The sequence below is a fragment of the Mesorhizobium sp. ES1-6 genome, from assembly GCF_020164775.1.
In the GTDB taxonomy this organism is placed as follows: domain Bacteria; phylum Pseudomonadota; class Alphaproteobacteria; order Rhizobiales; family Rhizobiaceae; genus Mesorhizobium.
Window position 1 is genome coordinate 283,227 of record NZ_JAIUGU010000002.1, and the last position, 14,701, is coordinate 297,927.

A 14,701-nucleotide genomic window follows, 5' to 3' on the forward strand; every position below is an offset into this window, starting at 1 on the left:
TTAACAAAGCGTTAACTGCAAATTTCGCCGCTCCGTGAGGGTTCGCCAAGCGCATGCCGTCCGAATATTCCTTCCTCGACGTCGCCGTGCTCGACGCGGTGCGCCAGCGCTTTGCCGCCGGCGACGCGATCGCGATCCTGTCGGTGGACCTCGAGCAGGTGATCTGGGCCAATGGACCGGGCGCCGCCATGTTCGGCTATCCCGATATCGAAGCAATCATCGGCGCTTCGGCGCGGCTGCCGCTGATCGCGCGCCGCCAGATCATGGCGACCAGCGGTTTTCCCCAGATCGGCGGCGATCGCTCGATCTTGGTGCGCCTCGCAACCGGCATGACCAGCCGCGCCGTCGGCTTCCTTGCCAGTGCCGTGACCCTGCCCGATGGCGAGAACGCCATCATGCTGGCGGTGCCGGCGGGCCAGACCGGCTCGCGCGGTGCCGCCGAGATCGCCAGCCGGGCGATCAGCGGCTTTACCGAAGACGGCCATTTCATCGCCTTCATCGACGCCAAGGGAAATGTCGAAGCCGCATCGGATGGGTTTCCGGCGCTCGGCATCCAGCCCGCGACACTGGCGGCCCTGGTGGCCGACGTCGCGGCCGAGGGCGAGCGCATCGTCAAGCGCCTCGTTCCGGGCGGCAGGACCTCCTACCCGGCCGGCCTCGCCCGGCTGACGCCGGAGCGGCATCTGCTGGTGGTGATCGACGAGGATCAACTCGAGGACAACGCGGCTCCGGCGGGCCACTCGCCCGCGGCAACGGAAAGCTCCGCCGAGGAGAGCGTTCGGACGGTGGAAACCGCCTCAGCGGAATCCGAGTCTCCGCAGGACAATCAGCCGACGGCGAATGTCGCGCGGACAGAGGCGGTCGAACAGCCGCCTGCCGCGGCCGAGCCCGCACAGGAGACCGCCCCTTCCGAGCCCGTGGCCGACGATACGCCGGAACGGGCGATGCGGGAGATCGAGGAGCCGAGCGGGGCGACACCGGTTGCCGCCGACAATGATCAACTGGCGGCGGGCACGCCGGGCCAGCACGATCATTGGTATTTCAACGCCGGAGAAGACGACGCGCCAACCACGCAGGAATCGACAAGCCAGGCCGAAGCGGTCGGCACAGCGGCTTCGGCGGACGGCGTGAAGCAGGACCAGGCCACCTCGCCCGCGGCCCCGGCCGCAACCGTGGCCACCCGGACGATAGACCGCTCGGCGGCGCCGGTGCGCTTTGTCTGGCGGACCGACGCCGAGGGCAAGTTCAGCGCGCTGTCACCGGAATTCGCCGATATTGTCGGCCATCCGGCCGCCGACGTGATCGGCCGGCGCTTCAGGGATGTCGCCGCGGCCTTCGGCCTTGATGCGTCCGGCGAGATCGCCGGCCTGCTGGAGCGGCGCGACACCTGGTCCGGCCGCTCAGTGCTGTGGCCGGTCGTCGGCACCGACCTGAAGATCCCGGTCGACCTGGCGGCACTGCCGGTCTATGGCCGCAGCCGTGCCTTCGAGGGTTTTCGCGGCTTCGGCGTCGCGCGTACCGGGGACGCGGTCGTCGATCCGGAAGCGATCGGCATGGCACTGGTGCCCAATGGCGAGATGCCGGCGGCACCGAAACCGGAAGCCGTGGAGACGGCGCCGGAAGAGCCGAAGGCCGAAGAGCCTAAGGCATCGGATCCGTTCAAGGGCGAAGTGCCGGCGCTGACCATCGTCCCGAAACCGGAGCGGCGCTTTGCCGACAAGGTGATCCGGCTGGCCGAACACCGGCAGCCGGCCAACGACAAGGGGCTGTCGACGCTGGAACGCAGCGCGTTCCGCGAGATCGGCGAGCGGCTGAAGAAGGACAGTTCCCCAGCCGAGTCGCCGGAAGCGGAAAAGCCGGGCATTGCAAGCCCGGCAGGGCCGGCGATCGAGACGCCAGTTGAGCCGGCGGCGCAAACGGCCGTTGAAGCGCCGACCGGGAAGACCGAGGCTCCCGTGGAACCGGCCGGCGAGGCCGTGTCCACGCCCGATGCCATCCCGCGCGACGAGCCGCAAGAGACTGGCGAAGCCCAGGCCAAGCCGGACGAGGACCCGCTGGCGACGGAGGCTGCCGATAGCGATGCCGGGGATGAAGCGGATCTGGCGCTGCTGGACGGCGCTCATCCCGGCGACGTCGCTCGCGACCAACCCGCCGATGCCTTGCCGCCCGTCAAGGGCTCGCTGCTCGACTACGCCGACGACAGCGACGAACCCGGTTCCGTCGCCGGCAATGATCAACCGGCCGCTTCCGAGCCGTCAGCGGCGAAACCGGAAACCGCCACGCCCGCCGATGGCGGCGAGGAACCGGCGGCCGCAGGCGCTGCGCATGACGCAGTCGACGACGATGACAGCATGACGGCTGCCGACTTCCGCGATGCCGAGGACAATGAGGACTGGTCCGGCGGCGAGGACAGGGCAGAGATCGACGGCCGCATCGCCGCGCCTGCCGAGACTTCTGCCGCCTCGGATGAGCAAGCCGCCGCGCCCTCCGACGAGACTGCCAGCGCGGGTGACACGGCCGAGACGCCCATCCAGCCGCGCCTGCAGGTACCGCCGCTCAAGACCGGGGGTTTCGTGCCGTCGGCCTTTTCCGTGGGTGACGAGAGCAAGGCGCCGGATACGTCGCTGCTCGGCAAGCTGCCGGTGCCGCTGATCATCCATTCGGGCGACCAGCTACACTATGCCAATGAGGAGTTCCTCGACCTGACGGGGTACGAGACGCTAGAGGATCTGGAGGACGCGGGCGGCCTCGGCGCGTTGTTTGCCGATCCTTATGCCGATGACGGCGCCTCCGACGGAAGCGACCGGACGCTGCGACTGAAGACGCGCGACGGACAGGAATTCCCGATCGACGCCATCCTGCGCTCCGTGCCGTGGCGCGACGGCAAGGCGCTGATGCTGGTCGTCCGCCGTTCCGGCGAGGACGACGCGCCAGTGGCCCTTCATGCGGTCGGCGAGGGGCCGACGCAGCCCGACATTTCCGAACTCAAGGCCCGCATCGCCGAGATGCGCACCATCATCGACACCGCCACCGACGGAGTCGTGCTGATCGGCAGCGACGGCACCATCCGTTCGATCAGCCGCCCGGCCGAGGCCCTGTTCGGTTTCGACAGCGACGAGGTGACCGGCAAGCCGTTCGCCTCGCTGTTTGCCATAGAGAGCCAGCGCGCGGCGCGCGACTATCTCACCGGCCTGTCGGAACCTGGCGTGGCGAGCGTCCTGAATGATGGCCGCGAGGTGATCGGCCGCGAGGCGCAGGGGCGCTTCATCCCGCTGTTCATGACCATCGGCCGGCTGCCCAATGACAGCGGCTTCTGCGCCGTGGTGCGTGACATCACGCAGTGGAAGCGGGCCGAGGAGGATCTCACCCAGGCGCGCGCGGTGGCCGAACGCGCTTCCTCGCAGAAAACCGATTTCCTCGCCCGCATCAGCCACGAAATCCGCACGCCGCTCAACGCCATCATCGGCTTTTCCGAACTGATGGTCGACGAGAAGTTCGGGCCGGTGGCCAATGACCGCTACCGCGACTATCTGCGCGACATCAACCGCTCGGGCAACCATGTGCTCGACCTGGTCAACGACCTGCTCGACATCTCGAAGATCGAGGCCGGCCAGCAGGAAATGGCCTATGAGGCGGTGTCGCTCAACGATACGCTGGCCGAAACCGTGGCGATGATGCAACCCCAGGCCAACCGCGAACGCGTCATCATCCGCTCCAGCTTCGCCTCGCGGCTGCCGGAAGTGGTGGCGGATTTGCGCAGCGTGCGCCAGATCGCGCTCAACATCCTGTCCAACGCCGTCCGCTACACCCAGGCCGGCGGCCAGGTGATCGTCTCGACCGCCTATGAGACCTCGGGCGACGTCGTCATGCGGGTGCGCGACACCGGCATCGGCATGAGTCCGGCCGAGATCGAGCAGGCGCTGAAGCCGTTCAAGCAGATCAATGCGCTGAAGCGCGGACGCGGCGACGGCACCGGCCTTGGCCTGCCGCTGACCAAGGCGATGGTGGAAGCCAATCGCGCCCGCTTCACCATCAACTCGACGCCCGGCGAAGGCACGCTGGTCGAAGTCGCTTTCCCGTCGACGCGGGTGCTCGCCGAGTAGGGTGAGCCTTAGCGGCAGCGTGCCGCAAGCCGACAGTTTCCGCGTGGTGATTTTGGCTGCCCGCCGAAGCCCCGACCCTCCGGCAAAATCGTTCGGCCTCCGGAACAAAGCTCTCAGGCGCTGGTTAGCCTCGCAGCACATTGTGTGCCAATGAGGATCTATTCATGAGAAATCGACTGGTATTGGCCGCGCTCGGCGCGGCCACAGCCATCACCTTTGCCATGCCCGTCTTCGCCGCGGACACGGCGCAGGACTTTGTCGACAAGGCGGCGGCCGGCGGGATGTTCGAGGTCGAATCGAGCAAGATCGCCGAAGGCAGGGCGCAGGATCAAGGCGTCAAGGACTTCGCCCAGAAGATGGTCGCTGATCATGGCGCGGCCAATGCCAAACTCGAGACGATAGCCGGCGAGCAGAAGCTGAAGGTCCCGACGGCAACGGACGCCAAGCACAAGAGCGATCTCGACGCCCTGCAAAGCGCCAAGGATCCGGTCGACGCATCTTATGTGCAGATGCAACGCGATGCGCATGCCGATGCGGTCAAGCTGTTCGACGGCTATGCCAAGGACGGCGACAACGCGCAGTTGAAGACGTTTGCGCAGGAGACCTTGCCGACGCTCAAGATGCATCAGGACATGATCGAGAAGATCGCCGCCACGATGGACGACAAGTCTTCGGCGACGAGTTCGACGACCCCCACCGTCACCACGACCGATACCGCAAATCCGTCCGCCCCCGTGCCGGGCGCGAACAGCTTCACCGAGGATCAGGCCAAGAGCCGCATCCAGGATGCCGGCTTTTCGGACGTGTCGGCATTGAACAAGGACGATCAGGGCATCTGGCGCGGCCAGGCGACCAAGGACGGCAAGAAGACGGCCGTCGCGCTCGACTACCAGGGCAACGTCGTTGCCGGCACCAACTGAACAGAGAATCTGGAGATACCGACCATGAAAACCGTGACCGGACTTTTCGACAATTATGATGACGCTTCCGATGTGGTCGGTGAGTTGGAGGCAAGCGGCGTGCCAGAAGCCGACATCAGCATCGTCGCCAACAATTCGAGCGAATGGTACGATGGCGATCGTTCCAACACAGCCGAGGATGCCGCCGGCGGGGCCGGTGTGGGTGCCGTCCTAGGCGGAGCGGGTGGCCTTCTGGCCGGGCTCGGCATCATGGCCATTCCCGGCGTCGGGCCGGTGGTGGCCGCCGGCTGGCTGGCCGCCACAGCCGTCGGTGCCGTGGGAGGCGCCGTCATCGGTGGGGCTGCCGGCGGTATCGTCGGTGCGCTGACCGAGTCCGGCGTGTCGGAAGAGGATGCCCATGTCTATGCGGAGGGCGTGCGTCGCGGCGGCACGCTGGTGACCGCCAGGGTCGACGATCAACTCGTCGGCCAGGCCCAGCGGATCCTCGGACAGGCCAACGCGGTCAATCTGGAAGACCGCCGCAGCGCATACGAGGCCGACGGCTGGACCGGTTTCGACAGCGACGCCAAGGCCTATACGCCCGATGAGATCGAAAGCGACCGCGGGCGCTACGCCAATCGCCCTTGATCCCTTGGCCCGCCGCTGAAAAGCGGCGGGCTCATCCTTGGCCGCACACCACGCCGCAGCGACGGCAACACCGCCACCACCATGGAGGTAATCGCTCCCAAGTCGGCGGTTGAGGCTATGATCTAAGCTGGATCGAGGCCCGGCATATGATCGACGGCGGTCCTCCGTCCTGTTCGACGCCGTCGCTCTCGTCCTGTCGGAAGAGGGAGCGCAGCGGTTGACGGCGAGGCAGCGGCGCGACTTCGTCGCCGACGCATTCGCCCACTAGGTTCATCGCCTACACGGTCCCTTCCTTTTTCGGATCAGTCAGGTCAATCATTCCTTCATCGACCTTCGGGCCGACGCCCGCTTTCTGCAGCAACGCGACGCCGTCTCTGGGGGCGGAAATGGCCGCAAAACTGAACGGCCTCAGCTCCTTCCGCGAGCCAAATCACCGATGAAGCCGCCCGCGCCGGTAAAAGAAAAGGCGTCCAAAGGACGCCTTAGGAGATGGGATTGCTGTCACAACGGGGGCTTGAGCTGAATTCAGATCCTCGGGGCCGAGGAACGGGATTTCTCCCTCAAGTTACATGCGACTATCGACGCCGGGCCTTAACAACTCCTTACCGGGTCGCCAAAAAATTTACGAATGTGTACCACTCGTGAAATCTAGGTAAATTCGCGCGACAGATTTCGTTAACCATGCCGGCCGCGTCACTGCGCGAGTTGCGGCAGGTCGCGGAACAGCTCCAGCGCTTCCGGGTTGGCCAGCGCCTCCTTGTTCTTGATGGCGCGGCCGTGCACGACGTCGCGCACCGCGAGCTCGGTGATCTTGCCCGACTTGGTGCGAGGGATGTCGGACACGGCGACAATCCTGGCTGGCACGTGGCGCGGGCTCGCGCCGGTGCGGATCTTGGCGCGGATGCGTTTCTCCAGGTCCTCGTCGAGCTTGACACCCGCCGCCAGCCGCACGAACAGGACGACACGCACGTCATTGTCGAAATCCTGGCCGATGCACAGCGCCTCCAGGACTTCGGGCATCTGCTCGACCTGGTTGTAGATCTCGGCGGTACCGATGCGCACGCCGCCCGGGTTGAGCGTTGCGTCGGAGCGGCCGTGGATGACCATGCCGCCATGACCGGTCCATTCGGCGAAATCGCCATGGCACCAGACATTGTCGAAACGCTCGAAATAGGCCGCCTGGTATTTCTTGCCGTCGGCATCGTTCCAGAAGCCGATCGGCATGGACGGAAAGGCCCTGGTGCAGACCAGTTCGCCCTTCTCCTGCCTGACCGGCTTGCCGTCATCGTCCCAGACATCGACGGCGAGGCCGAGACCGGGTCCCTGGATCTCGCCGGTCCAGACCGGCTGGATTGGCACGCCGAGCACGAAGCAGGAAACGATGTCGGTGCCGCCGGATACCGAGGCCAGGTGGACGTCCTGCTTGATGCCGTCATAGACGAAGCGGAAATCCTCGGGCGAGAGCGGCGACCCGGTGGAGGAGATGGCGCGCACCGTCGACAGATCATGGCTGCGCCTCGGCTTGAGGCCGGCCTTGCGCACGGAATCGATGAACTTGGCCGAGGTGCCGAAGAAGGTCATCTTCTCGGCATCGGCGAAATCGAACAGCACATTGCCATCGGGATAGAAGGGCGAGCCGTCATAAAGCAGCAGCGTGGCGCCCGACGCCAGGCCCGATACCAGCCAGTTCCACATCATCCAGCCGCAAGTGGTGAAGTAGAAGAAGCGATCGCCATCGCCGAGGCCGGCATGCAGCCGGTGTTCCTTGACATGCTGGATCAGCGTGCCGCCGGCGGAATGGACGATGCATTTGGGAATGCCGGTGGTTCCGGACGAAAACAGGATGTAGAGCGGATGCGAAAATGGCAGCCGCTCGAAGGTCACTGGTTTGACGGCGAAGGGCGACAGCGCCTCTTCCAGCGCCACCGCCTTGTCGATGGTGTCGGCGACGTCGGCGGAGGTGCCGAGATAGTCGACGAGCAGCACCTTACGGACACTGCCGAGCTTGGCCGCGACCGCCTTGACCTTGTCGGCAACCTCGATGGCCTTGCCATTGTACCAATAGCCGTCCGGCGCGATGAAGATGACAGGTTCGATCTGGCCGAACCGGTCGAGCACGCCCTGCTCGCCGAAATCGGGAGAGCAGGACGACCACACCGCGCCGATCGAGGCCGCGGCCAGCATGGCGGCGACGGCTTCGGGCATGTTGGGCATCATCGCCGCGATACGGTCGCCCTTCTTCACCTTGAGCGACAGGAAAAGCTGCTGCAGCCGCGAGACCAGGCCATGCAGTTCGTTCCACGACAGCCGCCTTTCGACCTTGTCCTCGCCGCGAAAGACGATTGCCTCGCCGGCCCCAGTCTCTTTCAGAAGGTTCTCGGCGAAATTCAACGATGCATCGGGGAAGAAGGAGGCACCCGGCATCTTCTCGCCGTCGATCAGCAGGCGTTCACCCTTGTCGCCTTCAAGGCCGCAGAAATCCCAGACCTGATCCCAGAACGCCTCCCGGTTCTCGACCGACCAGCGGTGAAGATCGGCATAGGATGAGAACGGGCTGCCGGTATTCGCTGCCGCGACCTTCATGAAGGCGGTCAGGGGCGATGCATCAATCTGGTCTTGTGTCGGGGTCCAGAGCGGTACTTCGCCAGCCATGATCGATCCTCCCACGGTCGTCATCGCTTATGCATACGCAGCGCAGCAGAGCAAGATTTTGTTGGGCCGATGCGGCCAGGTGTGCGCAAATGCCATCGCCGGGCCATAAAGACTTGAAATGCGTCAGCCCTAAGTCGTAGTGACGACCTGAAGTCGTAGTGACGACCTGAAGTCGTAGTGACGACAGGGGGTAAAACCCGCCGAACGGTCTTTTTTGTCGGAATGGAAGCATACGGGGCTATATGCCATCATCCTTGATCCGCCGCGGAGTATGGGCGATCGGCGCTGCCGTGATCGTCATCGCTCTGGTGGTCGCGGCCCTGCCGCTGATCGCCTCGACGCGGATCGTGCGCGACCGCATCGCCTGGGAGTTGAGCGCCTGGAGCGGCTTTCGGGTTGCCATCGAGGGGTCGCCGCGCATCGAGGTGTGGCCGAAATTCCGCGCCATCCTGACCGATGTGACGCTGTCGAAGTGGACCGACGCCGACGCGCCGCCGGTCGTCGAGGCCGAACGGGTCGAGGTCGATCTCTCGGCCATGGCGGCATTGCAGGGCGATGTGGTGTTCTCCACGGCACGGCTGGTGCGGCCGACGATCCGGGTCCAGCGCACGGCGGACGGCCTGTTCCTGCCCACCGCGCCGACGGGCGGCCGCATCGCGCGCTCCATCGATACGGCCCGTGGCGTGGTCAGAGCCGACCCCGCCAAGCCCGACCTCGACAAGCTGCCGACCGACACTTTCGGTACCGTGGAGTTCAGGGACGGCCGCATGGTGGCTTCCGTCAACGGCAAGGACGAGGAGATCCTGAGCAGCCTTAGCGGCCAGGCCACGTGGGCGGCGATGAACAGCAATGCGACGCTGTCCGCAACCGGGATCTGGCGTGGCGAAAGCGTGACCCTGGACGCCGCCTCGCAGAGACCGCTGGTGCTGTTTGCCGGAGGCATGGCGCCGCTCACTTTGTCCTTCAAGGCCGCGCCCGCCACCTTCTCCTTCGACGGCACGGCCAGCATGTCCGAGAACGGCTATTTCGACGGCCAGGTGAAGTTCGCCGCCCCCTCGCTGCGCCGCGTGCTGGAATGGTCGCAGGCCGGCATCGCGCCGAGTGCCGCGATCGGCTCGGTCAGCATTTCGAGCAAGGTCACGGCATCCGCGGGCCGTGTCAAATTCGAAAACACCGCGCTGGCGCTGGACAACAATCCGGGCATGGGCGCGCTGGACGTGTCGCTCGGCGAGACGCAGCCGGTGATCTCGGGCACGCTTGCCTTCGACACGCTCGACCTCAGGTCGTTCCTGTCCGCCTTCACGCCGCTGGGGCCGGCAAGCAGCGGCGAGCCAGGTCAGGTCGACACGAGTTTCGCCGACCGGGTCAATCTCGATCTCAGGCTGTCGGCGGCGCATGCCACGGCTGGCAGCATCCAGCTTGCCGACGTTGCCGCCACCGCGCAGGTCAAGGACGGTCTCTCCGTCTTCGACATCTCCGACGCCTCGGCCTTTGGGGGCAACATCCAGACCAGCCTTCGTTTCGACCGCAAGCCCGAGGGCACCCAGGTCGAGATCCGGCTGCTGGCTTCCGATGTCGATGGCGGCGCGTTCGCCACGGCGGCGGGGATGACCCGGCTAGTGCCGGTTGGCACCAGCACCGTCTCGGTCATCCTGAAGGGGCCGGGCAGAACCTGGGATTCGATCTTTGAAGACGCCGACGGCTCCGTCTCGGCGACCTTCGGCCCTGGCGCGCTCAGCAAGTTCAACCTGCCGGCCTTTCTCAAGCATACCGAACAGGGCGGCTTCTTCGCGCTCGACGACGTCTCGGACGGGACGCTGCCTATCGATGGCGCCGAGGTCAAGGCAACCATTTCGAGGGGCGTGGCGCGGCTGGACAAGGCCGAGGCCAATTCGGCGAAATACAAGATCTGGCTTTCCGGGATCGCCTCCTACGCTGGACGCGGACTGGCGCTGTCGGGCGGCGTCATCCAGCCGGATCAGGCAGCGGCACAAAAGAGCGGCCAGCAAGGACCCAACCAGTCGTCGTTTTTCGTCGGCGGAACGTGGAGCACGCCGTTCATTTCACCGATAAGCCGTGGCGTTTCGGGGGAATAGAAGCAGGTCAAGGAATACGGCTCGCTCACCGTTTCCTTAAAACCGGCTAACCGTCCTGTTCTGACGCCTTTCGTTCTCCCAAAGCCTGGCTCACTCTGGGTGACATGCCTGCGCCTCGACTTTCATCCCCTTAACCGCGCTGTGCTGCCCGTTCGTCGAGTTGGCGCTGCACCTCGCGGCGCTTGTTGGCGATCGACGCGACGATGACGCCGACCGCGACGACGGCGATCAGGATGGTGCAGGCGGCATTGATCTCCGGCGTCACGCCGAGACGGACCTGGCTGTAGATTTTCATCGGCAGCGTCGTGGCACCGGGGCCGGAGGTGAAGCTGGCGATAACCAGATCGTCGAGCGACAGAGTGAAGGCCAGCATCCATCCGGACACGATCGCCGGCAGGATGACCGGCAGGGTGATCTGGAAAAAGGTCTTGGCCGGCGTTGCGCCGAGATCCATGGCCGCCTCCTCCAGCGAACGATCGAACGACACCAGGCGCGACTGCACGACGACCGCCACGAAGCACATTGTGAGCGTGATGTGGGCGAGCGTCACGGTAAGGAAACCGCGGTCGAGACCGACGGCAACGAAGAGCAGCAGCAACGACAGGCCGGTGATGACTTCCGGCATGACCAGCGGCGCGAAGACCATGCCCGAAAACAGCACCCTACCCCTGAAGCGCGTGTAGCGTGTCAGGGTGAGTGCCGCCAGCGTGCCGAGCACGGTCGCCACCGTCGCCGAAATGACACCGACGCGCGCCGTGACCCAGGTGGCGTCCATCAGACCCTGATTGTGGAACAGCGACACGTACCATTTGGTCGAGAAGCCGCCCCAGACGGTGACCAGCTTGGACTCGTTGAAGGAGAAGACGACGAGCAGCACGATCGGCAGATAGAGGAAGGCAAAACCGAGCACGATCGAGGTGACGTTGAAGCGGCTCCAGCTGTTCATTTGCCCTGCTCCTGTGCCTTAGCCTGGGCTTGCTGGAAGAGCATGATCGGCACGGTCAGCAACAGAAGCAGGATGACGGCGACGGCCGATGACACCGGCCAGTCACGATTGGCGAAGAACTCGTTCCAGAGGGTCTTGCCGATCATCAGCGTCTGCGAGCCGCCGAGCAAATCGGGAATGACGAACTCGCCGACGGCGGGGATGAACACCAGCAGGCAGCCGGCGATGACGCCCGGCAGCGACAGCGGGAAAGTGATCTTCCAGAAGGCTGATGTCGGCGGGCAGCCGAGATCCTTGGCCGCCTCGATCAGGGAATAGTCCATCTTTTCCAGCGACGAATAGAGCGGCAGCACCATGAACGGCAGGTAGGAATAGACGATGCCGATGAAGATGGCCGTATAGGTGTTGAGGATGACCAGCGGCTGGTTGATGAGGTGCAATGACAGAAGCAGTTGGTTGAGCAGGCCCTCGGGCTTGAGGATGCCGATCCAGGCATAGACGCGGATCAGGAACGACGTCCAGAACGGCAGGATGACCAGCATCAGCAAGGTCGGGCGGATCGTCGCCGGCGCCCGCGCCATGCCATAGGCGATAGGGTAGCCGACGATCAGCGTCAGCACCGTCGAAATGGCGGCAATGACGACGCTGGTGATGTAGGCCTTGAGATAGAGGGCGTCCTGCGTCAGCCAGACATAATTGTCGAAGTTGAGGTCGCGAAAGCCGGCGAAGAAGCCGGAAACGCCGTCCCTGAAATCGAGCACCGGCGTATAGGGCGGCATGGCGATGGCCGTCTGCGACAGCGAGATCTTGAAGACGATGACGAAGGGGATGAGGAAGAAGAACAGCAGCCAGAGATAGGGGACGATGATGACAAGCCGGTTGAAGAAGCCGGTGCCCAGGCGCGTCAGGAACGGCTTGGCGACAGTCGGTAGCGCGGCGGCATCGGTGACGGCGATGTTGGACATGCCAGCCCCCTACCGTGCCAGCACGACGCCGGCGTCGGGCCGAAAAGACACCCAGGCGCGGTCGTTCCAGGTCAGCGGATCCTCGGTGACGCGCGCCGCGTTGAGCGCGCTTGCCCTGATGATCTGCCCGTCGTCCAGCCTGATGTGGTAGACAGTCATGTCGCCGAGATAGGCGACGTCGTAGACTTCGCCCTCCAGCGCATTGACGGCGTCCGTCGGCTTCTTGGACGACACCTTGATCTTCTCCGGCCTTATCGCGAAGACGATGTCGGAACCGGCCTTTGACTCGGTGCTGTTTTCGACAACGATCTGGGCGCCTGTCGCGCCGGTGATGCGCGTGGTGTTTGCCGCCCGCTCGGCCACCTTGCCCTCGAACATGTTCACGTTGCCGACGAAATGGGCGACGAAGCGCGACGCCGGCGCTTCATAGACTTCCGCCGGCGTCGCCACCTGCATGACCTCGCCCTTGTCCATGATGGCGATGCGATCGGCCATGGTCATGGCCTCTTCCTGGTCGTGGGTGACGACGACGAAGGTCAGGCCGAGTTCCTGCTGCAGATCCATCAGTTCGAACTGGGTTTCCTCGCGCAGTTTCTTGTCGAGCGCGCCCAGCGGCTCGTCGAGCAGCAGCACCTTCGGCCGCTTGGCGACGGAGCGGGCAAGCGCGACGCGCTGGCGCTGGCCGCCGGATAGCTGGTGCGGCTTGCGCTTGGCGAACTGCTCGAGCTTGACCAGCTTCAGCATCTCGGCGACGCGCTTCTCGATATCGGACTTCGGCATGCCTTCCTGCTTGAGGCCGAAGGCGATGTTGTTCTCGACCGTCATATGCGGGAACAGGGCATAGGACTGGAACATCATGTTGACCGGCCGCCGATAGGGCGGAATGCCGCGCAGATCCTGGCCATCGAGCAGGATACGGCCCGAGGTCGGCTCCTCGAAGCCGGCAAGCATCCTGAGCAGCGTCGACTTTCCACAACCCGAGGCGCCGAGCAGGGCGAAGAATTCGCGCTCGAAAATGGTCAGCGACAAATTGTTGACGGCGGTGAAGTCACCGAACTTCTTGGTGACGCTGTCGAACTGGATATAGGGCTTGGCGCTCGGGTCGTTCCATGGCGCGAAATCCCTGCGGATGCTGCCAAGCGATTTCATATCCCCACTCCGTGTTTTTTATTCCCCAGAAGAAATCGACCCCGGCAGTTGGCTGCCGGGGCCGCATCGAATTGCCTATTGGCCGGTGACGATCTTGGTCCAGCTGCGGGTGACGATGCGCTGGGTCTTGGGATCGTACGGCTGGACGGTGTAGAGCTTCGCCAAGGTCGCGGCATCCGGATAGACCGACGGGTCGTCCAGCAGCGCCTTGTCGACGAATTGCTGCGAGGCCTTGTTGCCGTTGGCGTAGAGCACATAGTTCGACGATTTGGCGATCACTTCCGGGGTCATCATGTAGTTGATGAATTCGAGTGCCTCGGCGACATGCGGCGCGTCGGCCGGGATCGCCATCTGATCGAACCACATCTGGGCGCCTTCCTTCGGCACGGAATAGCCGATCTCCACGCCTTGCTTGGCCTCGACAGCGCGGTTGCGAGCCTGGAACACGTCACCCGACCAGCCGATCGCCAGGCAGATGTCGCCATTGGCGAGTGCGTTGATGTATTCGGATGAGTGGAACTTCCGGATGTAGGGCCGGATCTTGAGAAGGGCTGCCTCGGCCTTGGCGATATCGTCGGGCGAGGTGCTGTTCGGGTCCAGCCCGAGATATTTCAGCGTCGCCGGCAGGATGTCGGACGGAGAATCCAGCACATAGACGCCGCAATCCTTCAACTTGGCCAGGCTGTCGGGATTGAAGAAGGTATCCCAGCTGTCGATCTTGTCGGTGCCGAGCGCTGCCTGCACCTTCTTGACGTTGTAGCCGATGCCGACCGTGCCCCACATGTAGTTGACCGAGTATTCATTGCCGGGGTCGTATTTGGCGGTGCGCTCCGTAACCGTATCCCACATGTTGGAGAGGTTCGGCAGTTTCGACTTGTCGAGCTTCTGGAACACACCGGCCTGAATCTGGCGGGCGAGGAAATTGCCGCTCGGCACGACGACGTCGTAGCCGCTGCCGCCGGCGAGCAGTTTGGTTTCCAGGATTTCGTTGGAATCGAAGGTGTCGTAGACGACCTTGATGCCGGTCTTCTTGGTGAAATCATCGATGATCGAACTGTCGATATAGTCCGACCAGTTGAAGACGTTGACGACGCGGTCCTCGGCGTGACCGGCGGGCGTCAAAAGCGCCAGAAATACCGAAGTCGCCGAAAGCCAGAGCGCTTTGCGGATCATGCTATTCTCCTTTGGTGAGTGTTCCATCGCCGGCGCGTCGCGACATCGTCGCGCGGCCGGGCATTTGTTT

At 64.4% G+C, this 14,701-nt stretch carries 9 protein-coding genes and 1 pseudogene; 5 read left to right on the forward strand and 5 right to left on the reverse strand.

All coding sequences use genetic code 11. The features are described 5' to 3' along the window. Positions 1 to 53 precede the first annotated feature (53 nt). The 4 genes and pseudogenes from LB564_RS06110 to LB564_RS31715 form a co-directional block, all read left to right on the forward strand. A complete protein-coding gene (locus LB564_RS06110) occupies positions 54 to 4,103 on the forward strand; it encodes a PAS domain S-box protein (RefSeq protein ID WP_224535893.1) in 4,050 nt (1,349 codons plus the stop codon). Between the two features lie 164 nt (positions 4,104 to 4,267). Continuing rightward, positions 4,268 to 5,023 (forward strand): DUF4142 domain-containing protein, encoded by a 756-nt coding sequence (locus LB564_RS06115; RefSeq protein ID WP_140709331.1) that lies wholly within the window; start codon positions 4,268 to 4,270, stop codon positions 5,021 to 5,023. 24 nt (positions 5,024 to 5,047) lie between these two features. Continuing rightward, positions 5,048 to 5,650 (forward strand): general stress protein, encoded by a 603-nt coding sequence (locus LB564_RS06120; protein WP_140709333.1) that lies wholly within the window; start codon positions 5,048 to 5,050, stop codon positions 5,648 to 5,650. 81 nt (positions 5,651 to 5,731) lie between these two features. Next, a pseudogene (locus LB564_RS31715) lies at positions 5,732 to 5,915 on the forward strand (hypothetical protein); the annotation flags it as partial. 428 nt (positions 5,916 to 6,343) lie between these two features. Here LB564_RS31715 and LB564_RS06125 read toward each other — a convergent pair. Next, complete coding sequence (locus LB564_RS06125; protein WP_224535896.1) at positions 6,344 to 8,302, reverse strand: acetoacetate--CoA ligase; 1,959 nt, start codon at positions 8,300 to 8,302, stop codon at positions 6,344 to 6,346. A 242-nt stretch (positions 8,303 to 8,544) separates the two neighbouring features. Here LB564_RS06125 and LB564_RS06130 point away from each other — a divergent pair, with 242 nt between their 5' ends. After that, positions 8,545 to 10,398, forward strand: coding sequence for an AsmA-like C-terminal region-containing protein (locus tag LB564_RS06130; RefSeq protein WP_224535898.1), 1,854 nt, complete (start codon positions 8,545 to 8,547; stop codon positions 10,396 to 10,398). Between the two features lie 130 nt (positions 10,399 to 10,528). Here the strand turns inward: LB564_RS06130 and LB564_RS06135 are convergent, their stop codons facing one another. The 4 genes from LB564_RS06135 to LB564_RS06150 form a co-directional block, all read right to left on the reverse strand. Then, entirely contained in the window at positions 10,529 to 11,344 is an 816-nt protein-coding gene (locus LB564_RS06135; protein WP_224535899.1) for an ABC transporter permease, read from the reverse strand. Next, the gene (locus LB564_RS06140; RefSeq protein WP_224535901.1) at positions 11,341 to 12,309 is read right to left on the reverse strand and encodes an ABC transporter permease subunit; all 969 of its coding nucleotides are present in this window, start codon (positions 12,307 to 12,309) and stop codon (positions 11,341 to 11,343) included. The genes LB564_RS06135 and LB564_RS06140 overlap by 4 nt, the downstream gene beginning before the upstream one ends. 9 nt (positions 12,310 to 12,318) lie before the next feature. Beyond that, a complete protein-coding gene (locus LB564_RS06145; protein ID WP_140709338.1) occupies positions 12,319 to 13,458 on the reverse strand; it encodes an ABC transporter ATP-binding protein in 1,140 nt (379 codons plus the stop codon). Between the two features lie 75 nt (positions 13,459 to 13,533). Next, positions 13,534 to 14,631 (reverse strand): polyamine ABC transporter substrate-binding protein, encoded by a 1,098-nt coding sequence (locus LB564_RS06150; protein ID WP_140709340.1) that lies wholly within the window; start codon positions 14,629 to 14,631, stop codon positions 13,534 to 13,536. Positions 14,632 to 14,701 lie beyond the last annotated feature (70 nt).